The sequence below is a fragment of the Advenella incenata genome (assembly GCF_004217095.1).
Taxonomy (GTDB): domain Bacteria; phylum Pseudomonadota; class Gammaproteobacteria; order Burkholderiales; family Burkholderiaceae_B; genus Advenella; species Advenella incenata.
This window is the reverse complement of sequence record NZ_SHKO01000001.1, coordinates 2,223,096-2,245,221: the sequence shown is the minus strand read 5'-3', so window position 1 is coordinate 2,245,221 and position 22,126 is coordinate 2,223,096. Positions and strand designations below refer to the sequence as shown.

The 22,126-nt window shown below is 54.2% G+C and carries 20 protein-coding genes; 4 read left to right on the top strand and 16 right to left on the bottom strand.

Annotation, left to right across the window (positions count from 1 at the left end; all coding sequences use genetic code 11):
* Positions 1-57 precede the first annotated feature (57 nt).
* The 11 genes from lpxD to rpsB all read right to left on the bottom strand — a co-directional run bounded on the left by lpxD (position 58) and on the right by rpsB (position 11,935).
* Positions 58-1,149 (bottom strand): UDP-3-O-(3-hydroxymyristoyl)glucosamine N-acyltransferase, encoded by a 1,092-nt coding sequence (lpxD, locus tag EV681_RS10125; protein WP_207227057.1) that lies wholly within the window; start codon positions 1,147-1,149, stop codon positions 58-60.
* Entirely contained in the window at positions 1,146-1,763 is a 618-nt protein-coding gene (locus EV681_RS10120; protein WP_207227026.1) for an OmpH/Skp family outer membrane protein, read from the bottom strand. Before EV681_RS10120 ends, lpxD begins: the two co-directional genes overlap by 4 nt.
* A 116-nt stretch (positions 1,764-1,879) precedes the next feature.
* Positions 1,880-4,249: an outer membrane protein assembly factor BamA gene (bamA, locus tag EV681_RS10115; protein ID WP_130303849.1), complete on the bottom strand. Its 2,370-nt coding sequence runs from the start codon at positions 4,247-4,249 to the stop codon at positions 1,880-1,882.
* A 112-nt stretch (positions 4,250-4,361) separates the two neighbouring features.
* Positions 4,362-5,696, bottom strand: coding sequence for an RIP metalloprotease RseP (rseP, locus tag EV681_RS10110; RefSeq protein ID WP_128394221.1), 1,335 nt, complete (start codon positions 5,694-5,696; stop codon positions 4,362-4,364).
* Between the two features lie 5 nt (positions 5,697-5,701).
* On the bottom strand, positions 5,702-6,874 hold the full coding sequence (gene dxr, locus EV681_RS10105) for a 1-deoxy-D-xylulose-5-phosphate reductoisomerase (protein WP_130303848.1): 1,173 nt from the start codon (positions 6,872-6,874) through the stop codon (positions 5,702-5,704).
* A gap of 40 nt (positions 6,875-6,914) precedes the next feature.
* Entirely contained in the window at positions 6,915-7,802 is an 888-nt protein-coding gene (locus EV681_RS10100; RefSeq protein WP_165392998.1) for a phosphatidate cytidylyltransferase, read from the bottom strand.
* Between the two features lie 10 nt (positions 7,803-7,812).
* A complete protein-coding gene (uppS, locus tag EV681_RS10095) occupies positions 7,813-8,580 on the bottom strand; it encodes a polyprenyl diphosphate synthase (protein WP_128394224.1) in 768 nt (255 codons plus the stop codon).
* Positions 8,581-8,631: 51 nt separating this feature from the next.
* Positions 8,632-9,192: a ribosome recycling factor gene (frr, locus tag EV681_RS10090; protein ID WP_128394225.1), complete on the bottom strand. Its 561-nt coding sequence runs from the start codon at positions 9,190-9,192 to the stop codon at positions 8,632-8,634.
* Positions 9,193-9,201: 9 nt separating this feature from the next.
* Positions 9,202-9,915 (bottom strand): UMP kinase, encoded by a 714-nt coding sequence (pyrH, locus tag EV681_RS10085; RefSeq protein ID WP_128394226.1) that lies wholly within the window; start codon positions 9,913-9,915, stop codon positions 9,202-9,204.
* Positions 9,916-10,116: 201 nt separating this feature from the next.
* Positions 10,117-10,992 carry a translation elongation factor Ts gene (gene tsf / locus EV681_RS10080; RefSeq protein ID WP_130303847.1) on the bottom strand — a complete coding sequence of 292 codons (876 nt, stop codon included), beginning with the start codon at positions 10,990-10,992 and terminating at the stop codon, positions 10,117-10,119.
* A gap of 193 nt (positions 10,993-11,185) precedes the next feature.
* Positions 11,186-11,935, bottom strand: coding sequence for a 30S ribosomal protein S2 (gene rpsB, locus EV681_RS10075; RefSeq protein ID WP_128394228.1), 750 nt, complete (start codon positions 11,933-11,935; stop codon positions 11,186-11,188).
* Positions 11,936-12,423: 488 nt separating this feature from the next.
* Between rpsB and map the strand changes: the two genes are divergently transcribed.
* From map to EV681_RS10055, 4 genes are read left to right on the top strand one after another with little or no spacing between them, the layout of a single operon-like run.
* Complete coding sequence (gene map / locus EV681_RS10070; RefSeq protein ID WP_128394229.1) at positions 12,424-13,227, top strand: type I methionyl aminopeptidase; 804 nt, start codon at positions 12,424-12,426, stop codon at positions 13,225-13,227.
* A gap of 37 nt (positions 13,228-13,264) precedes the next feature.
* Positions 13,265-15,868, top strand: coding sequence for a [protein-PII] uridylyltransferase (locus EV681_RS10065; protein ID WP_128394230.1), 2,604 nt, complete (start codon positions 13,265-13,267; stop codon positions 15,866-15,868).
* A gap of 6 nt (positions 15,869-15,874) precedes the next feature.
* Positions 15,875-16,588, top strand: a complete 714-nt coding sequence (locus tag EV681_RS10060; RefSeq protein ID WP_128394231.1) for a MarC family protein — start codon at positions 15,875-15,877, stop codon at positions 16,586-16,588.
* Entirely contained in the window at positions 16,585-17,073 is a 489-nt protein-coding gene (locus tag EV681_RS10055; protein WP_128394232.1) for a disulfide bond formation protein B, read from the top strand. Before EV681_RS10060 ends, EV681_RS10055 begins: the two co-directional genes overlap by 4 nt.
* A gap of 28 nt (positions 17,074-17,101) precedes the next feature.
* On the opposite strand, the gene EV681_RS10050 is transcribed toward EV681_RS10055, so the two are convergent.
* The 5 genes from EV681_RS10050 to EV681_RS10030 form a co-directional block, all read right to left on the bottom strand.
* Positions 17,102-18,328, bottom strand: coding sequence for a multidrug effflux MFS transporter (locus EV681_RS10050; RefSeq protein ID WP_130303846.1), 1,227 nt, complete (start codon positions 18,326-18,328; stop codon positions 17,102-17,104).
* Complete coding sequence (locus tag EV681_RS10045) at positions 18,321-18,818, bottom strand: MarR family winged helix-turn-helix transcriptional regulator (RefSeq protein ID WP_130303845.1); 498 nt, start codon at positions 18,816-18,818, stop codon at positions 18,321-18,323. Before EV681_RS10045 ends, EV681_RS10050 begins: the two co-directional genes overlap by 8 nt.
* Before the next feature lie 279 nt (positions 18,819-19,097).
* Positions 19,098-20,615, bottom strand: coding sequence for an amidophosphoribosyltransferase (gene purF, locus EV681_RS10040; protein ID WP_128394235.1), 1,518 nt, complete (start codon positions 20,613-20,615; stop codon positions 19,098-19,100).
* A 48-nt stretch (positions 20,616-20,663) separates the two neighbouring features.
* Positions 20,664-21,152: a CvpA family protein gene (locus tag EV681_RS10035; RefSeq protein ID WP_128394236.1), complete on the bottom strand. Its 489-nt coding sequence runs from the start codon at positions 21,150-21,152 to the stop codon at positions 20,664-20,666.
* Between the two features lie 15 nt (positions 21,153-21,167).
* Positions 21,168-22,124 carry an SPOR domain-containing protein gene (locus EV681_RS10030; RefSeq protein ID WP_128394237.1) on the bottom strand — a complete coding sequence of 319 codons (957 nt, stop codon included), beginning with the start codon at positions 22,122-22,124 and terminating at the stop codon, positions 21,168-21,170.
* Positions 22,125-22,126: the final 2 nt, after the last annotated feature.

Here is a 22,126-nt window from a genome sequence, read left to right as displayed (position 1 = left end):
AGGGTATTTTAGACAATTTCGCCGGGAAATAGCGAACCTTCGGCAACGAACGGGATATTATGCCTTTTCCAGATCGCGCAGGCGACGGCGCAATTGGGCAAGCTGCAGCAGGACGGCAGCATTTTTCTGCCAAACAGTATGCTCGGCCATAGGAAATACGCCGGTGTAGCGCCCGGGCTTGCTGATGTTGGACATGACACTCGTCGCGCCGGAAATGTGCACGTCATCGCCTAGCGCAATGTGTCCCGAAAGCATGGCCGCACCGGCAATGGTGCAGCGTTTGCCAATGGTCGTGGAACCGGCGATGCCGACGCAGCCGGCCATTGCCGTATGATCGCCGATCTGCACGTTGTGTCCGATCATAATCAGATTATCCAGCTTCACGTCATTGCCGATGACGGTATCGTCCAGCGCACCGCGGTCGATCGTGGTATTGGCGCCAATCTCAACGTCGTTGCCAAGAACGACGCCGCCGAACTGGACAATTTTGGACCAGCCGCCCGCCTCTTTCGTTGCGTCCGGCGCAAAACCGAAACCATCCGCGCCCAGCACCGCTCCGCTGTGGATAATGCAGCGCTCGCCCAGACGGACATCGGCATAAAACGTCACGCGGGCATGCAACAGGCTATCTGCACCGATATGGCATTGACGGCCAATGACGCAGCCGGGGCCGATGGTAACGCCATCGCCGATTTGCACGTTTTCTTCAATGACTACATGCGGACCAATGGCAACATCATTGCCAATGCGGGCGCTTTCATGAATGACGGCCGTAGGATGAATAGTACGCGACAGCCTTGCCAGACGCTGCTTCTCAAACCATTGACTCAGCCGTGAATACAGCAGGTACGGGTCTTCACAACATACCACCAGGAATGGCGTTTGCGAGGGAAGGTGCTCAAGCGCACGGGCAGGCAGCATGACCGCTGCGGCCTTGGTGGTGGCCAGTTGTTCGAAGAACTTGGGATTGGAAAGAAAACTGATGGATTGCGCAGTCGCATGCGTCAGGGATGCGATGCCAGTAATCACCGGCATCGCCCTGCCCTGTGGATTTTTTATTTCCCACTCCAGACCCTGTGTATCGGCTGCACTAAGCAGGCGGTCCAGCGTTACCGCGTGAACAGTCTCAGGATCCTGCACCATGTTTATTTACCGTTGTCGAGAACTTTGATAACAGTATCGGTAATATCAATACGTGGACTGACGGTTACCGCATCCTGCACGATCAGATCGTAATTCTGTTTTTCGGCGATGTTTTTGATCGCTGCGTTTGCTTTCTCGACAATACCGGAAAAGGCTTCGTTACGACGACGATTAAAGTCTTCCTGGAATTCGCGACGCTTGCGCTGCAGGTCGGTATCAAGATCAGACAGTTCGCGCTGGGCCTTGGTCCGATCCGCATCGGACATGACGGGCGCGTTCTTGTCGAAACTTTCGTATTTGGTGCGCAGCGTGCTGGCCAGCTTCTGAAGTTCAGCATCGCGTTTTTTGAACTCGCCTTCGATTTTAGTCTGGGCGTCTTTCGCGGGCGCTGAATCGCGCAGAATTTTTTCCGTATTGACGAAACCAATTTTGATATTGGAAACCGGAGCACCTTCAGTCGCGGCGGATGCTGAAGACGCATTTGCCGGTTTTTTGTCTGCAGCTTTGCCGGCAGTTTGTGCAAATGCAACAGAAGATGCAGAAACGCCGAGCACAGTAGCCACAAGCAACTGGTTAATTGTGCGTTTGTTGAACTTCGTATGTGCCAAGCTAAAACTCATATACATTAACCTTCAGAGAAAAAATTGATTATAGCGTTAAAAAGCAGGCAATGACGTCTGTCGCCCGCTTGGGGCGACTGCAGACGTGTTACAACAGACTACTTACGGCAAAAGAATCAAAATGACGTACCAATCTGGAATTGGAATTTCTGCTTGTTATCACCAGGTTTGGGACTGATCGGATGGGCATAGGAAATTTCCAGCGGCCCCAGCGGTGACTGCCAAGACAGGCCTACACCGGCCGAATAACGCCAGCCGCAAGGATCTTCGACAATCCCGCCTTCATCCGCGTTACCGGTGGTGCAACTTGCCTTGCCTGTCGTACCCACCTTACCAGCATCGGCAAAGACAAACCAGCGCAACGTGCGGTCATTATGCGTGCCAGGGAATGGAAGATACAACTGCACATTACCGACAACTCGCGCTGAACCACCCAGATAGTCTCCGGATACAGGATCACGCGCACCCAGCGAGGCGCCTTCATAACCACGTACTGAACCGATACCGCCCGCATAAATGTTCTTGATGACCGGGAATGGCTTGTCGTTGGACAGCGAACGACCATAGTCGGCACTCACATTGAACGCCAGCGTATAGTCCTTGCCCAGTGGCAGATAATACTGCTGTTGAGCGCTTAACATATAATATTTCAGATCACCCACACCCAGTGTACCCTGTACGGAGCTCAGATAGCCCCGTGTTGGCGCCAGTGCGTTGTCGCGGGTATCTTTTCTCCAACCCAGATTGAGCATCAGCACGTTGGTCGAATCACCGTAATCGTCTACAAAATCGCGATAAGCCTTGGGAATCAGATAGCCTGAGTTCTCACTGGGCAGCTTGATTTGGCTGTTCTCGAAAGTGGCACCCATAATAATCCGGTCATTTTCGGAAATGGGTACGCCAAAGTTCATGCCCAGGCCGATCGTACGGGTGCGGTAAGAATCTTCGTCCTGCTCAACGTTGTAGTTAAGCGGTGTTTCGGTACGGTAATACAGCGAGGTCGTACGGCTGATGCCACTGGTTGTCCAGTAAGGATCGGTGTGGGTCAGGCTGATATTACGTTGGCGTTTGCTGGTATTGAGCTGCAGACCAAGATCGGTGCCCGAACCAAAAACGTTTTCCTGGCTGATACCGGCGGTAAACGACAGCTTGTCGGTCGTGCCGTAGCCCACGCCAAGATTGATCAGGCCAGTAGGCTTTTCCTTGACGTCTACATTCACGTCGACTTGGTCATCCGTGCCGGCAACCGGCATCTGGGTCACGTCGACACTGTTGAAATAACCCAGACGATTGACCCGGTCCTTGGACTGGGAAAGACGGTTTTCATCGTACCATCCAGCTTCCTGCTGACGCATTTCACGACGAATAACCTCATCACGCGTACGTACGTTACCGCCAATATTGATACGGTTTACATAAACGCGGCGACCGGGGTCCACAAAAAAGGTCAGATCGGCTTCCTGGGTTTCCTTATCGGTCACCGGATTGGCATTGACGTTGGCAAACGCATATCCGAGGCCACCCAGATAACTCTTGATGGCATCCGTCGTTTTCTGCGCCCGCTCTTCGCTGTAGGTTTCACCGGGCTTCGGTTCAATCAGCGCCTGCAGCTCGTTGTTCAGTCCCATCAGGTTCCCCGCCAGCTGCACCTTGCGCAGTTTGTACGGCTTGCCTTCGTTGACGGTCAGATTGATTGAAATATCTTCACGATCGGGTGTGATATTGACCTGTGGCGAATCCATGGCGAAATCCAGATAACCACGATCCAGGTAATATTTACGGATGGATTCAGTGTCCTTGTCCAGTTTTTCACGTGAGTATTTGTCAGAGCCCGTATACCAGGTCATATAACCAGGTGTGGTCATATCCATCTGATCACGCAGTGTGCCCTCGGAGAACACTTCATTACCCACGAAATGGATGTCCCGGATGCGGGAGATACTGCTTTCCTGAACGGTGAAGCTGATGCCGACCCGGTTATTGGGCAAGGGTGTAATGGCCGAATTCACTTCGGTGCCATAATGTCCTTTTGAAACATATTGCGACCGAATTTCATTTTTGGCGCGTTCAAGCAAGGCTTCATCATAAGCCCGGCCTGCCCCAAAGCCCACGCCAGACAGTGTTTCTGTAATGGTTTTACTATCGAATGCCTTCATTCCGTCGAACGTGACCGATGAAATAACCGGACGCTCTACCACATCCACATACACGACACGGTTACGTGTCGAAATATTGACATCATTGAACAGGCCCGTGGCAAAAAGGCGCTTGACCGAGTCTGTAGCCTGCTCTTCTGTAAATTGTTTGCCAACACGGGCTGGAACGTAATTGAACAGGGTAGCCGGATCGGTACTGCGCAATCCTTTTACCTGAATATCCTGCACCACGAATGGCGCAAATGCAAAAGATGCCTGCGGAAGAATGAGCATCGCGATCAGAGCCGGGATCGCTTTCTTTTTCATTGAACTAAGCTGTCTCAAAGACATTCGGACTTTCCTTGTGGATTCGGATATGCATAAGCGCTAAATTGTATGCCAGAACACAGCGTCTTGTCAGCAATTTTCCTTGTATGTTAATACGTTAGCGGCATCACCAGGGTTATCCGGTAATTCTCATGACATCATTGAGAAATGCCACCACCATCAGGGCAAGCAACAGCATATAACCCAATGCCAGGCCTTTTTCCTGCACAAATGCCGGCAAGGGACGACCCCGCACAATTTCAAAAAATGCAAACAGCATTTGCCCGCCATCCAGACCGGGAATCGGGATGAGGTTGAGTACACCGATACTGATCGTGATCAGCGCAATGAACTCGATGAATCGCTCGAACCCCAGGCTGGCTGATTTGCCCGCGTAGTCGGCAATGGTGACCGGTCCGCTGATATTTTTCCAGGAAACCTGCCCAATAACCATTTTGCCCAGCATTTTTACCGAAAACCAGGCGGTATCGAGCGTTCTCGTGGTGGCCAGGGCCACACTTTCAACCAAACCGTAGCGCACGAATGTCATTGGGTAGCCAGACTGCAACGCCACGCCGATTTTACCCTGCGAGACGCCATCCGGGCCTTTGGTCGGGCGCGGCGTTACATTGAGCGTGACACGCTGACCATCGCGCAAGACAACCAGGGGCACATCCTGACCTGCATTTTTCTCGATTTCCTCGATAAATGCACGCGCATTCAAATCTGTATGGGCGCCAGCCTGCACAATAACATCACCCTGCTTTATCCCGGCGGCTTCGCCGGCGCCGCCGGAAATAACCTGCGCGGCACTGGGAGGCGGTGCATCAATATCCAGCCCGTTCAGTCTGGACAGATTGACCCCTTCAAGATCTTTAGGGGCAGGCAGCAAGGCAATCGTAGCATCACGATCGTTATTGCTCTGGTCCCGCAATTGCAATGTGACCGACTGTCCCAGAATCATGGGTTCCAGCAGTTGCTGTTGCAACTGGGTCCAGGAGTGAACGTTACGGCCATTCAGGCCGATCACCCGATCGCCTTTCTTGACGCCCGCAACCTGAGCAGGCGTTCCGGCAGCCGGCGTACCCAGGATCGCCTGCGGTACATTACTGCCGGCCATGTACATGACCGAATAAATGAGAATGCCCAGCAGCAGGCTGAATGCCGGGCCCGCAGCAAAAATCAGCATGCGTTGCCAGGGAGATTTTTCGCTCATGGCTCCCCTGCCCGGCCGATCCATGGCACCGGCCTCGGGTTCAGCCAGGGGCTTTACGTAGCCACCTAGCGGCAACGCCGAAATAACCCATTCTGTGCCCCGGGTATCGCGCCGGCTAAGCAGCACCTTGCCAAAGCCAAGTGAAAACCGCTCCACATGAACACCGCAAAGGCGTGCAGCCAGATAGTGCCCCAGCTCATGAAAAACCACCACAATACTGATCGTGACAATGAAAAAGATAATACTGGAAAACATAATAGTCAGGCCGAAGCAGGTAAAAACGTCCTGGCGCGTTCGCGTACCAGGAGGTCGAGCTGGAAAACATCATCAATGTGGCCGATGGGGCTGGTCTGGCCGCTTTGCCAGTCCAGCGCCCGGTCGATCACTTGGGCAATTTGGGTGAAGCGCAAACCGCCCTGCAGGAAATGGGCCACGGCGATCTCGTTTGCAGCGTTCAGGGCAATACATTCGGCCTGGCCTGCGTGCAAAGCATCGAAGGCCAGTTTCAGACAGGGGAAGCGCGCAAAATCGGGGAGTGAAAAATTCAATTGCTGCAACTTGCGCAGATCGAAGGCTGGCGTGTTGCTTTCGATGCGTTCAGGATACCCCATGACATAGGAAATCGGAATGCGCATATCCGTATTGCCCAGTTGGGCCAGCAACGAGCCGTCGATGAACTCGACCATGGAGTGCACCGTACTCTCGGGATGAATGACCACGTCGATCTTGTCTGGCGCCAGACCGAATAGAAAGTGCGCCTCGATCACTTCCAGGCCTTTATTGAGCATCGTTGCCGAATCCACGGAAATCTTCTGCCCCATGCTCCAGTTCGGATGGCGGCAAGCCTGTTCAGGCGTTACATGTTCCAGCTCACTGATGGCTGTATCACGAAACGGGCCGCCAGAGGCAGTGAGGATCAATCGCTGTATTTGCTGCTTTTCCCTGCCATTTTGCAGGCACTGAAAAATGGCATTGTGTTCGCTATCGACGGGCAGCAATTGCGCGTTATGGGTTTGCACTGTGTGCATAAATAACGAGCCGGCAGCAACCAGCGCTTCTTTGTTGGCCAGCAAAATACGCTTGCCCGCCTGTGCGGCTTCGAACGCCGATGCCAGGCCAGCAATGCCGACAATCGCCGCCACCACGCAATCTGTCTCGGAATCCCTGGCCGTCTCGCACAATCCGCGTTCGCCCATCCTGATCTCTGGCAGCTCATGCTGGGCAGGCCAGTGCTCGCGGAACGCATCAACAGCATCAACATCGGGAACAATGACCACTTTGGCCGAAAACTCCAACGCAAGCTGCGCCAGTTTTTGCATGCGTCGCTGGGCACTGAGCGCATACACACTGAATCGGTCTGGATGCCGGCGCACAATATCAAGAGTACTGTCGCCAATCGATCCGGTTGCTCCGAAAATCGTAATATTCTGCATGGACTTTCTTTTCCGGAAAAGTGTTTGGGCGCAAGCGCCGTTAATGAAAATGCCGGATCAACATCCATAAAGCAAGGACCAGCGGGGTGACCGAGAGAATTGAATCGAACCGGTCCCAGACTCCGCCATGTCCTGGCAAAAGATTGCTTGAATCCTTAATGCCTGCGCGGCGCTTGATCAGCGATTCATACAAATCGCCGATCATGGAATACGTTGCCAGCACAGCCCCAACCAACAGCACAAGAGGCATGGGAAAATACTGGTGCACATAGCTGGCAAAGCTGCCATCGACATACACTGTCGCGAGCATCCAGATAACCGCTGCAATCAGGCCGCAGATCGCGCCCGAACGGGTTTTACCCGGGCTGATGGCCGGCGCCAGCCTGGCACCGCCAAAATGTTTGCCGCCAAAATAGGCAAAGGTATCTGCGCACCAGATCACGCCCAGGAACGAAAAAATGAACCAGACCCCATGTTGCTGATGTAGCATCGCCAGGGCAAGCGCACTGCCGCCAACGACAACAATACCAGCCAGACTGCTGAGCACGCTAACCGGCGCACGCTGCGTATCGGCGCGATTCAGGATAAGCGGCACAGCCACTGTCCAGAACAACACCCCCAGCGTGGCAACGACAGCGGCAATAGGCCTGATCCAGTCGGCCCACGGCATATTGGCGAACGCGGCGCCCGCGGTGGTCACAACGGCATTATCAAAAGCGGCGACCGCAGTCCACCCCGCCACAATCAGATAAATAATGGCGATAATTCGCGCAGCATTTGCCGAGGCAGTCAGGCGCAGCCATTCCCACAATGCAATGGCACTCGCTATGGCGACAAAGATGCGAAAGTAGACTGGCGCAAAAAAAACACTGACCAGCAGCAGAACGATCAACAGAACGACCGCGGTAATGATGCGCTGCAATAACATGCGCTCTCCTTCAGGCGGACGGGGAATCATCCGAAATTTGCGCGCTGGTTCGGCCGAATCGGCGTTCACGCCCACGATACCACTCGATGGCCCGATCCATGTCCTTGGCGCCAAAATCAGGCCAGTAACAGTCGGTAAAATATAATTCGGTATAGGCCAGTTGCCAGACAAGAAAATTTGAAATGCGGCTCTCGCCGCCAGTGCGAATGAACAAATCGGGCTCGGGAGCCCAGTTCATGCAAAGATACTCGCCGAGCATCTGCTCGGATACCTGCGTCGAATCCTGAGCCAATTCCGGGTGCGCTTGCAACATTTTGCGAAATGCCTGCAGGATATCCCAGCGCCCGCCGTAGTTGGCGGCGATAGTCAGCGTCAGGCCGCTGTTACCACTCGTCGTAGCTTCAGCATCCCGGATCAGTTTCTGCAAATATGGTTCGAACGGCGACAGATCGCCTACCACCCGCAGTCGGACATTATTGCTGTTTAAGCGGGAGACTTCCTTTTCCAGCGCCTGCACAAAAAGCTTCATCAGCAGCGACACCTCTTCTTGCGGCCTGCGCCAGTTTTCGGAACTGAAGGCAAACAAAGTCAGGTAGTCAATGCCATTGGCGCCGCAATATTCCACAACCCGTCGCACCGCCTGCACGCCCTTGGCATGGCCCGCTGTCCGCGGCATGAACCGGCGCGTCGCCCAGCGCCCGTTTCCGTCCATGATAATTGCAATATGCCTGGGAATGTTGCCAGTCTCTGGAACGCAGAGTGTGGAACTTGGATTCATGAGTTGATCTATTCAGTTAAAAACAATGCCGTCGGAAAGGTGCCGGCACGATCAAACCGTCATGATTTCGGCTTCTTTCTGTGTAACGACCTTGTCGATTTCAGCAACAAAGCGGTCCGTCATTTTCTGGATGACATCCTGGGCGCGACGGTCGTCATCTTCAGAAATTTCCTTGTCCTTGAGCAATTTCTTGAAACTTTCATTCGCGTCACGGCGCAGATTGCGCACCGCAATCTTGGCATCTTCGCCTTCGCTCTTGACCACTTTGGCCAGATCACGGCGGCGCTCTTCGGTCAGGGCCGGCATGGGTACGCGGATCGTCTCACCCATAGATACCGGATTCAGACCCAGATCGGACTCGCGAATCGCCTTTTCAATCGGGCCGGACATCTGTTTTTCCCAAGGCTGGACACTCAAGGTACGCGCATCAACAACATTGACTGCGGCCACTTGGCTGACCGGCACCGCAGAGCCGTAATAGTCCACATTGACCTGATCCAGAATGCCTGCGTGCGCACGGCCCGTACGGATTTTGGACAGGTTTGTTTTCAGGGTGTCCAGTGATTTATTCATGCGGCTCTCGGCCGACTTTTGCAATTCGGAGATACTCATTTCTTTCCTTTATACGTGTACAAGCGTGCCTTCATCTTCACCGCAAATTGCGCGGGCAAGCGCGCCCGGTTTGTTGATATTGAACACCTTGATAGGCAGTTTCTGGTCGCGACAAAGCGCAAACGCTGTGGCATCCATGATTTCCAGGCGGCGCGTAATAACCTCATCGAAACTGATACGGGAATAGCGCGTTGCGGTAGGATCCTTGTTAGGATCAGCTGAATAGACACCATCGACCTTGGTCGCTTTCAGAACGATCTCTGCGCCTATTTCTGCGCCGCGCAAGGCGGCAGCCGTATCGGTCGTGAAAAACGGATTACCGGTGCCGGCCGCAAAAATGACGACTTTTTTCTCTTCCAGGTAACGCAGCGCCTTGGGGCGGATGTAGGGTTCGATGACCTGGTCAATATTCAGGGCCGACTGCACCCGGGTGACCACACCATGCGCCTTGAGCGCATCCTGCAGCGCCAGCGCATTCATTACCGTGGCCATCATGCCCATATAGTCGGCGGTTGCGCGATCCATGCCTTGGGCGCCGGGCGCTACACCGCGGAAAATGTTGCCGCCACCGATCACAATGGCCAGCTCCACGCCCATGCGCGAGACTTCAGCGATTTCACCGGTCATGCGATTGATGGTGCTGCGGTTGATACCGTAGGCGTCTTCGCCCATTAACGCTTCACCCGAAAGTTTTAGAAGCACACGTTTGTATTTGCTGCTCATGGCCGAACTACCTTTGAAAATTGACACGCTATTGTAACCACTCTGGCTATGACATTTACGGAATTCAAAAAGAATCCCCTTAAAAGGGGATTCTTTGAACCGACAACCCGTATGTGCTCAGGTGGCCTGTATTTGGCGACTGCTTTATTGCCGGTCATATTTGCATAAGCTACTGCAAAACACGACCGCAATAGCGAGCAGTTAGTTACCGGCTGCTGCGGCAGCCACTTCTGCAGCAAAGTCGGTCGTTTTCTTCTCAATGCCTTCACCAACAACAAACAGAGAGAAGCGATTGATGCCGCTTTTTTTCTCTTTAAGCATTTGCTCAACGCTTTGCTTATCGTTCTTGACGAAAGGCTGGCTCATCAATGTCACTTCCTTGAGGAATTTGGCAACAGAACCTTCGACCATTTTGGCAACGATCTCGGCAGGTTTGCCTGACTCGGCCGCTTTCTGTTCGGCAACAGAGCGCTCGGCATCGATATCAGCCTGAGCAACACCAGAAGCATCCAGTGCTTTAGGCTTGGTAGCAGCAACGTGCATGGCCAGGTCTTTACCCACTTCGGCATCACCCTTGTAGTCAACCAGAACACCAATGCGGCCGCCATGAACATAACTGGCCAGTTGGTCTTCGGTTTCAAAACGGGTGAAACGGCGAATGGCCATATTTTCACCAACCTTGCCGACCAGCGCAGCGCGCGTCGTTTCAACCGTGCCCTCGCCCATCGGCAAGTCGGCCAGGGCCGCAACATCAGCAGGGTTCTTTTCAGCGATCAGCTGGGCAACACTGTTGACAAAATTAATGAAATCTTCGTTTTTGGCAACAAAGTCTGTTTCGCAATTGACTTCGACAACGGCGCCGGTTTTTGCTTCGGGAGCAATATACAAGCCAATCAGGCCTTCAGCAGTCACACGCGTAGCGGCTTTGCTGGCTTTGCTACCCAGTTTGATACGCAGAATTTCTTCTGCACGCACCATATCGCCCTCTGCTTCGGAGAGGGCTTTTTTGCATTCCATCATGGGGGCGTCGGTTTTTTCCCGTAACTCTTTGACCATTGAGGCGGTAATCACAGCCATGATAACTCCAGTTAAATTTATTAAACGATCCTGCTATGGCAGGAAAGAGAAGCGACCCGGAACAGGCCCGTGCCACTCGAAATAGTGACAATAACAGGCGCGGATGACATGATAACGGCAAACCGCGCTGCAAGTATTGACGGATTTGACGAATGCGCCCGAGAGCGACGGGCGCATTGTGCTGCAGTAACGCTTAGTTGTTTTCCGGCACTTCTTCGACGAACTCTTCTTCACCTTCGACGATGGTTTCAACCACGCCATTCAGGTTCTGCTCGCGGCCTTCCAGAACTGCGTCTGCAATGCCTTTTGCGTACAGCGCGATCGCCTTGGCAGAGTCATCGTTACCTGGGATAACGTACTCAACGCCGTCAGGAGAGTGATTGGTATCGACAACTGCGATAACGGGGATACCCAGTGTACGGGCTTCCTGGATGGCGATTTTGTGATAGCCGACGTCGATAATGAACAACGCGTCAGGCAAGGTGTTCATATCCTTGATGCCGCCAATGGATTTGTTCAGCTTGTCCATTTCGCGATCAAACATGAGGCCTTCTTTCTTGCTCATGCGCTCTTTGCTGCCGTCGGCAACGGCCGCTTCCATGTCCTTGAGACGTTTGATGGACGTTTTGACCGTTTTGAAGTTGGTCATCATGCCACCCAGCCAGCGGCTGTCTACAAAAGGCATACCGCAACGTGCCGCTTCTTCGGCAATAATTTCACGGGCAGCGCGTTTTGTTCCCACGAGCAGGATGTTGCCGCCACGTGAGGCAATTTGGCGTGCAAATTTCTGGGCTTCCAGAAAGTGAGCAACGGTTTTTTCCAGATTGATAATATGGATTTTGTTACGGTGACCGAAAATGTACTGAGACATTTTAGGATTCCAGTAACGGGTTTGGTGGCCAAAGTGCACACCAGCTTCAAGCATTTCACGCATTAATGACATTATTTGTAACTCCAAAGGGTTAGGTTCCTGCACCGTCTTGATATTGATTTTTGTTGTATATAATCAACACCCTAGGAAAAACGGCGCGCTATTAAATAAAAAACAAGCTTTACTGACATTTTTCGGCATTTTTCCCGCCACCCCGCCCTACCTGCCATAAGCAGGCACGCCTTGACGTGGTGCCCCTCAATACCTGCCTTCTTGGTATCAACGATTGGCCTAAATGACCTTGCTTAATGACCTTGGATTAGGCGATATTCAGCGGTATCGCGTGGCTATAAGCTCGACATGACGGGGCGTAATGCACGGTTTTCGCACGGTTTTGCAAGCCAGGGCCATTGCCCTGTAAACTATACTACAACCCCGGGCAACCTGATTACCGGCTGCTTTTAACCAGCCTTAACCAGTCACATCTACCAAAGATTCGCCAAACAAATCCGGGAAAGCCTATAATTCTACTATTATTTCACTCATTTACTCAAGCAGTTATGGCCACACTCACAAATCAGCAAGACATCGACGCCATGCGGGCAGCCTGCGAAGACGCCGCCCGGGTCCTTGATCATGTCGCCGGGCACATCAAACCGGGCATGACTACCGGCCAAATTAACAAAATCTGTCACGATTTCATGACAGAACTGGGCGTCGAATCGGCCACCATCGGCTATCAGCCCCCTGGCTACCCGCCCTTTACCGGTGCGGTGTGCACTTCGGTCAACCATGTCATCTGTCATGGCATTCCAGGTGACAAAAAGCTCAAATCGGGCGATGTGCTCAATATTGACGTCACCATCATCAAAGATGGCTGGTTTGGCGACACCAGCCGCATGTTCTACGTGGGCGCACCGTCCATTCTGGCCCGGCGCCTGACCGACATTACCTATGAATGCATGTGGCTCGGAATAGAACAAGTGCGTCCCGGCGCAACGCTTGGCGATATCGGCCACGCGATTCAAAAACACGCCGAAAGCAACGGCTTTTCTGTCGTTCGGGAATATTGCGGACATGGTATCGGTCAGCGCTTTCATGAAGATCCGCAAGTGCTTCATTATGGCAAGCCTGGCGAGGGCCTCACCCTGAAACAGGGCATGGTATTTACCATTGAGCCCATGATCAACGCCGGTCGCCGCGAAACACGGGTATTGGCGGACCAATGGACAGTAGTCACCCGCGACCACAGCCTGTCTGCACAATGGGAGCATACGCTGATCGTAACCGAGAATGGCTACGATGTATTGACGCGCTCGCCGGGCATGCCCGCCCCGCCCGCATTTGTCGCGAACCTGCCCTGACCGCCAGTTTGCACCCCATGAGGCCCGAAGGACATTCATGAACACCGTGAGCCCGGCTATTGCGATCCGCAACCGTTTGCAGGCGCTGAAAACACAGGCCCTGGACAATTACCGCCAGCACCGCTCGCGTCCGGATTCATTGCTCGTGGCGCTCAGAAAACACACAGACCAGGCCATGAAGGAGATGGCGGCCAGTTTTCCCTTGCCGGCCGGTGCCAGCCTGTGCGCAATCGGCGGATATGGCCGCGGCGAACTGTTTCCCTATTCGGATATTGACCTGCTTATTCTTTTGCAGCGAGCGCCCGAGGATGGCGACAAAGTACTTCTGGAGCAATTCGTATCGTCCTTATGGGACCTGGGCCTGGATATCGGCCATAGCGTGCGGACCATCGACGAATGCCTGAGCGAGAGCGCCGCCGACATCACGATTGAAACCGGCTTGCTTGAGTTGCGTTTCATTCTGGGCAATCGCAAGCTTGTATCCACGCTGGAGACCCGCTTTCGCGAACAATTGAATCCCCAGGATTTCTTTCTGGCCAAGCAGCTCGAGTTGCAGCAGCGATATGCACGTTACAGTGACACCCCCTATTCGCTTGAACCCAATTGCAAGGAATCCCCGGGGGCGCTGCGCGATCTGCAAATGATCCGGTGGATCAGTCTTGCCGCCGGACTGTCCGGCAGTTGGCGCGATCTGGTCGCACATGGCATGATGACGCGCGACGAAGCGGCCAAATGCGCCAAGGCCGAGCAGGCTTTCAAGCGCTTGCGCATAGACCTGCATGTGCTTGCGGGCAAACGTGATGATCGCTTGATGTTCCACAACCAGCCGCTGCTGGCCGAGGTGTACCGCATCAAGGCCACTGACACCCGGCGCCCGGGCGAAATTCTCATGCAGCGCTACTACTGGGCTGCCAGAATCGTCTATCTGATGAACCACATCATGATGCAAAGCTTCCGGGAGTATTTTTTCCCGGTCAAAGATTGCAGCGTCATGATCGATGAAGATTTCTGCCGTGTCGGCCAACAGCTTGATCTTGTCGCAGACGATGCATTTGAACGCAAACCACAACTGCTTCTGAAAGCGTTTCTGGTATTGCAGCAACACCCTGAAGTCAATGACATGTCGGCCAAGCTGCAACGACAGATCTGGAGCTCACGCCACCGGATTGACGCACAGTTTCGCCGCAATCCCGTAAACAAATGGTTGTTTCTGCAGATATTGCAGCAGCCCACCGGCATAGTGCACAGCTTCAGACGAATGACCATGCTCAGCATATTGCCCCAGTACATTCCGGTGTTTCGGAAAATCGTGGGACAAATGCAGCATGACCTGTTTCACGTCTATACCGTTGACCAGCACACGCTCATGGTGATCCGCAATATCCGTCGCTTCACCATGCCTGAACATGCCCAGGAATATCCGCTGGCCAGCCGGTTGATTGCCGACATGGACCAGCACTGGCTGCTGTACGTGGCTGCCCTGTTCCATGATATTGCCAAAGGACGTGGCGGCAATCACTCGACATTGGGCGCACTGGAAGTGCGCAAGTTCGCTCGCGACCATAATCTGGAGCCGCAAGATCGGGCGCTGGTCGAGTTTCTGGTAGAGCATCACCTGACCATGTCCTCGTTCGCCCAGAAACGAGATCTGTCTGAGCCCTCGGTTATTCAGGAATTTGCAGATATCGTTGGTACCGAACGCCGCCTGACCGCCCTTTATTTGCTCACGGTCGCCGATATTCGCGGCACCAGCCCCAAAGTGTGGAACGCATGGAAGGGAAAACTGCTCGAAGACCTTTATCATTACACGCTGACCGCCTTGGGAAGCAACGTATTTGACCGGCAATCGGTACTGACGCAGCGCAAGAACGACGCGATTGCGCTTGTACGTTTTTCGGGCATCAGCGACCAGGATCGGGACCGGTTCTGGAATACCCTGGATGTCGCCTATTTTTTACGTCACGAAGCCAGAGATATCGCGTGGCATACCCGCCTTTTATATCGCATGCTGCCGCAGGTGGGTGCCCAGGTACGCGCCCGTCCTACTGAAAATAACGAAGGCATTCAGGTGATGGTGTACACGCCCGATCGCCCTGATCTATTTGAGCAAATCTGCTCCTACTTCTACGAACAGCGCATTGATATTCTGGACGCCCGCATCCACACGACGCGCCAGGGCTACGCGCTGGACAGTTTCGTGGTGGACAGCGCAGCCATTGACGCGGACATCCGCTCCAATGTGCCGCTGATCGAGCACGGCTTGCGCAACCGGCTGAACGAACCACTGCCTGCGCAGAACGAACCCTTGACCTTAACGAGCAACCGCTATGTGGTGGGGGCCAATGTTCGCCGCTCGCGCACGTTTCCTTTGGTACCCCTGATTGAACTTTTGCCCGACGAAAACAGTCAGTACTGGCGATTGTCAATTACAGCGATGGACAGCCCTGGTATTCTTTATGCTCTTGCCAACACCTTTAAGCGGCACCAGATTAACCTGCAAATGGCCAAGGTTATGACGCTGGGCGACCGTGTGGAGGATATTTTCATTCTTGGCGGCAGCGCGCTGGATAATCCCCGCACCCAAATGCAGTTCAAGCGTGACTTGCTCACCGCAATCAACAACCTGACCGCGCAGAAATAGACAACAATGAGCATCAATGAATATATCCTGATTTTCAGCCGCAGTTTTCTGTTTGTCCTTGCCACCCTGCTGCCTATCGTAAACCCGCCCGCAGTTGCGCCCATTTTCCTGACCATGACCGAAGGGGCCAGCGCCTCAACCCGACGGCAACTGGCCAAGCGCATTTCAATCAACGTTTTTGTAATGCTCACGCTTGCGGCACTGTTCGGCAATATGGTATTGAGTTTTTTCGGTCTATCACTACCCATTGTCCGTGTCGGTGGCGGCCTGCTGGTCGTGGCCAGCGCCTGGCAACTGGTCAATGCCAAAGATCCGGATACCGATGCGCATGAAAAACTGGTGGAAAATTATTCGCAGGAAAAAGTAAAATCCAGCGCCTTTTATCCACTCACCTTCCCGATCGCCTGCGGACCGGGCAGTATATCTGCTGCCATTACTGTTGGGGCATCTTTTGATTTTATCAGTGCAGGCGCCGGCGTCATGAGCGTGAGCGCCATGATCTTGGCCGTGATCAGCGTCAGCGCTATCCTGTTTTTTTGCTTGCGTTTTGCCGCAAGATTTCTTGCCCGCCTGGGCGCTTCAGGGACCGCCGTATTCATGCGACTGTCCGCTTTCATTCTGCTGTGTATCGGTGTCCAGATTATGTGGGACGGCGCACATGAGCTGATCATGCGCCTGTTTGCCGATATTTATTCAACCTACTCCAGAACCTCTTTATGACCCAGTCTCGCCTGAATCTTATTGCCCTGCTCTGCCTGCTTGCATTGGCTGTTGCGCTTGTCAGCCAGCATGTTTTCAATATGCCGCCCTGCGCGTGGTGTGTGTTACAGCGGCTCATTCTATTGGTCATCGCCGGCGTCTGCCTGTTGGGCAACCTGGTTCCTGGGGCAATCAAGCGCATGATGGCGCTGTTATCGTTCGCGCTGTCCATCGCCGGCATCGTAGCGGCGTGGTATCAGCATACGGTAGCGTCAGAAATGGTCTCGTGCGATCGCACATTTGCCGATATTTTCATGTCCAGAACGACCGGACTTGATGGCTTGGCGCCCTGGCTTTTCGGCATTTACGCCACCTGCATGGATGCCAAAGTAAGCGTGTTTGGGGTTGAATATGTCCTGTGGGCGTTACTGTTGTTTGTCGTACTACTGGTGTTGAGTGGCTACGCGTTGTTCGGAAAAACGCAGCGCACTTCCCGCCTTGGATAATATTGCCCCGCGTTACCCGAACACAACTTCAGTGGTGACCCGTCGACGCATCCGAAGCCAGTACGTTATGGGCCATGCGCCGGTCCTGTTTCATGCCGAACCATAATCCGGCCTGACCCAGGATAGCTGTACATGCGAGTACCGTAAATGCGGTGAGTGCGGGATTGTTTCCAAGCCCGACAAGCGACGTACAGATGGCCCCCACCAACATTTGCGTAAAACCATACAGGCCTGCTGCTGAGCCTATCAGGTGGCGATCGACACTCAGCCCCTTGGTCAGGGCCGCCGGACTGGCAATGCCGGCGCCGATAGCAAACACGAACATCAGCGCGGTCACGCTCACGATATGCAGTAGATCGGCCAGCGTAATACCCAGCAGCAGCAAGGCCGCAACAACACTTAGTGCATTGCCGCCAATCAGTAGCCGCTCCAGCGAAAAACGACCAATCAGTTGCCGCGTCGCTGCATTGCCCACCGACAGCCCGACAATCAACAGGGCCAGATATAAGCCCACCTCTTGTACAGATCGATGCAGATCCATGGTAATGATGAAAGGCGCGGCGGCAATAAAAGAATAGATGGCTGTCGTAGCGCAGCCACCGCCAAATGCGTAAGCCAAAAACGAAGGTGAACGCAGCAGCGATTTGTAATCCGAGGCCAAGGCGGCCGGCCGCACTTTGCCGGTTGGCGCGCCGGTTTCCGGCAGCATTCGCCAGGTCGAAAGCAAGGTAATCACACCCAGCAATACGAGCGCATAGAAAACAGCTCGCCAACCGAAATGCAAGGTAAGAAACGAACCGAGCAACGGGGCCAGGCCAGGCCCGGCCATCATGATCAGATTGAGCAACGCCTGATCCTTGACGGCGCTATCGCCTGCCGCCGTATCGCGCACAATGGCCCGTCCAAGCGCCAGGCCGGCGCATCCGCCCAACGCCTGAAACAGCCGCGCCAGCACCAGCGTAGACTCGCTTTGCGACAAGGCAGCCGCAACGCCGGCCAGCACATAGATAGACAGGCCCGCGAGTAGCAGGGGTCGCCGGCCGAACCCGTCAGATAGCGGACCGTAAATCAACTGGCCGAAAGCCAGGCCTAGAATATACAGGCTGATCGTCATTTGCATGGCGCTCATGCTGGCGCCAAGATCGGCCGCAGCATCCGGCATGGCCGGCACGAACATATGCATAGCCAGTGTGCCGCTCAAAGTTACCAGCACCAGCAACCACAATGGCGCGCGCAGGACGATTTTTTCAGGCATGTGAATCGGCGCCATCCGTATCGGCCCAGAGCGCGCCGTCCAGCGATTCAAGCGTGCCCAAAAGCTGTTGCATTACCGATCGGGTTGTTTCAAGGTCTGCGCCATCAATATCCAGGAACAAGCGGCGCCGGCCTTCAAGCACGACCTGCTCGACGCTGGATACGGTTTGCTTACCGGTATCTGTGAGGTGGATGATTTTTTCACGCCGGTCCGTGCCTTCCAGGCGCTGGATATAACCCGCAGTTTGCAGACCATCGAGCAGGCGCACCACCGATGAGCTATCGAGCCCCATCAATGCGGCCAGATCCTTTTGACGCAATGGCTGCGTCGCCCTTGCGATGTACAGCAACGGTAACCAGGTAGCCTCGGTCAACCCCAAAGGCTGCAGCCGACGATCCAGCGCCCTGCGCCACTGGCGATTGATTTGCCCCGAAAGAGAGAGTAGCGCTCGTCCGACATCCGGCTTTGCAGTTGTATTTGTGCGAGACATAAATGACTTACCAATAGATGATATGTCAATTATATTCTCAAATACGCTGGACGGCAACGAGCTAATGCTGCCCAAGCAAATGGGATCAGTCTTTGGAATAATTCTGCAGCCTGCTAACATTCCGCAGCCTGCCAAGGTTTGCCGGAATGACGCCCGTTTTATTGCGGCGGCACTGTGCTTGTTTGGTCAGAGCCGTCGCACCCGGCTGAACCCGGGTGCGACGAAATAAATGGCGTCCCTGCCGCTTTGCACGGACAGAAACCCAGGCATATGCAACGCTTAAGCGTTGGCTGCATACCCCATATTAAATTGCAGCCCGCCAACCGCCTGGCCTTCCTTGACCTGGTGCCGGGTCAGACGCAATCTTTCCAGATAGGCGCTATCAACATCGCCAGTAACATAGTGGCCATCAAAGCAGGAAGCTTCAAACTGAGTGAGCGCCGGATTTAAATCCGTAATGGCCGCTTTCAGGTCAGCCAGGTCCTGATACACCAGGCCGTCTGCCCCGATCTCGGCAGCAACTTCTTCAGGTGTTCTGCCGTTGGCAATCAGATCATCCTGGGTTGGCATGTCAATACCGTAGACATTGGGGAAACAGACAGGCGGCGCGGCCGATGCGAAAAACACTTTCCGGGCCCCTGCCGCCCTTGCCATGTCAACAATCTCGCGGCTGGTCGTGCCACGCACAATGGAGTCATCTACCAGCAGCACGTTTTTGTCCTTGAACTCAACGCTCATGGCGTTCAATTTCTGGCGGACTGATTTTTTGCGCACCGCCTGCCCGGGCATAATAAAGGTACGCCCTACATAACGGTTCTTGATGAAGCCTTCACGATACTCAAGCTTGAGTTTGGATGCCAGCTGCATGGCGGCCGGCCGGGAAGAATCGGGAATAGGCATCACGACATCAATTTCCCGCAGGCGCAATTGCCTGGCCACTTTATCAGCAAGGTACTCACCCATTTTCAGGCGCGCATTGTACACATTCACACCATTAATGGTGGAATCGGGACGGGCAAAATAGACATATTCGAAAATGCAGGGCGTGAGCACCGGATTGTCGGCGCATTGCTGCTCGTGCACATTACCGTCCAGATCGATGAACACGGCTTCACCGGCGCCAATATCACGAACGAAATCAAACCCGCTGCCTTCAAGCGCAACCGATTCAGACGCCACCATCCATTCTGCACCCAGTTCCGATTCAAACTTGCCCAGGCACAGCGGCCGGATGCCGAACGGATCCCGGAAAGCCAGCAGTCCATATCCGGCGATTTGCGCAACCACCGAGTATGCACCCTTGACACGTCGGTGCAATGCAGCGACCGCGCTGAACATCGCGGCCGGATCCAGGCTACTGCCCTTTGCCGCCGACTGCAGCTCATGCGCCAATACATTGAGCAAGACTTCAGAATCCGAATTGGTATTAATGTGGCGCTGATCCACCTTGAATAGCGACTCGCGCAATTCACGCCAGTTGGTCAGATTGCCGTTATGCGCAAATGTAATGCCAAAAGGCGCGTTAACATAAAATGGCTGCGCCTCTTCCAGCGAATCGCTGGAGCCTGCCGTTGGATAACGCACCTGCCCGATACCAGAATGGCCGGGCAGATCGCGCATATTGCGAGTGCGAAATACGTCGCGCACCAGGCCATGGGCCTTGTACATGTTGAAGTGGTTGCCGTAGGCGGTCGCAATGCCGGCTGCGTCCTGTCCACGATGTTGCAGTAACAGCAGACTGTCGTACACCAGTTGATTCACTGGACCGCGCCCGACGATACCGATAATTCCGCACATAAAAAGCCTATCCTGAAAAATACGAGAGAGAAAAACTAAGGGAACAAACTAATAAGGTAAATACGATCCGATGCTGTCCGGCAGGCGCAACTTGATTTCATGCACCGCCATCATCGCCATCGGCGAAAACCTGGCATTGACCCACCAGGGTTCCTTGGGAAATGGCGTATATCCGGCAAGCACAACCAGTATCAGGATAATCATGACGCCGCGGGCGATGCCGAACAAAATACCGAGCCCCTGGTCAGCTGGTCCCAGGCCGGTGGCTTCAATCAGGGTTGCCAGCGTCACGTTGACCAGACCGACAACCAGTAAAATGGCGATGAACACCACCGCATATCCGATGCCCATGCTGATCAGCGCGTTGTTGATGTATTGCATCACCCAGGGGTAAACCACCGGGCCCCACCAGATCGCGCCAATAAATGCGGCGGCATAAGCGATTAATGAGAAGGCTTCCTTGAGAAACCCTCTCATTAATCCAAGGAGCCCCGAGATAGCGATAATCCCAAGGCAGGTGTAATCAAATTCGGTCACTTCGATTCATGGATATCAGTTCGACGAAATGAAACCGTTGTCATAACCCAGTGAACGAAGGCGGGTTTGCGCTGCCTGTGCAGCCTCACGTGATTTGAACGGACCTACGCGCAAACGATAAATCTGCTTGCCGTTTACGACAGAATTCTGAACATACACATTGGACACGCCCTCGGCGGCCAGTTTGCTGCGACGACTTTGCGCGTCGTCCGAAGAGCCGTAGGAAGCGATCTGCAGGGAATAATCTCCCGAGGTAACCTTCGGTTTGCTTTTCTCGGCCTGTGCCGGTTCACGACCTTCCAGGATGGCCAGCGCACGGGAGCCATCATCGGTGCGACTGTTATCCCGGATCACACCAGGCTTTTTAGGCTGCTCTGCAGCTTTGTTGGCTGCGGCCTTCTTGCGTTCAGCTGCCTTTTTGGCATCTGCCTGGGCTTTAGCCTGGGCAGCGGCTTCCTGCTTTGCCTGCTCGGCCTGATCCTCGGGCGTTACCGGCTGGTTTGCCGTACCCGAAGCGATGGATCGGTTCGGATCAATAGCTTCTGTCAGTCCTGTCAAGCCTGGCTCCTGGCCTTCCGGCGCAGCCCCTGGATCCTGTGGCTGCTCAGCGGTTCCTGCAGCGACCGATCCTGTCACAGGCGGGGTCTGCGATACGCTGCCATCAACGGTGGCCTGCTGCGATGTGGAACTTGGACCGCTGGACTCAACGCCCGGCGTTGTGGTTACGGACAGGGAATTGCTGTCGCTACCCCCGCCCGAGACCAAAGGCGGTTTCTGCGCCGGTGTCGGCGTACTGTCTGTGCCGCCGGTATCGAGCACCATAGGCACGATAATGATCGCAGCAAGAACAAGAATAATCGCGCCAATCAGCCGGTTTCTGGCCTTGACCCGCAGGTCATTGGCCTGGTTCTGTTCTGACTGGGTACGGCGTTGCCCCGGCCGATCATTATCTTGTGAATTGAATAAACCCATAA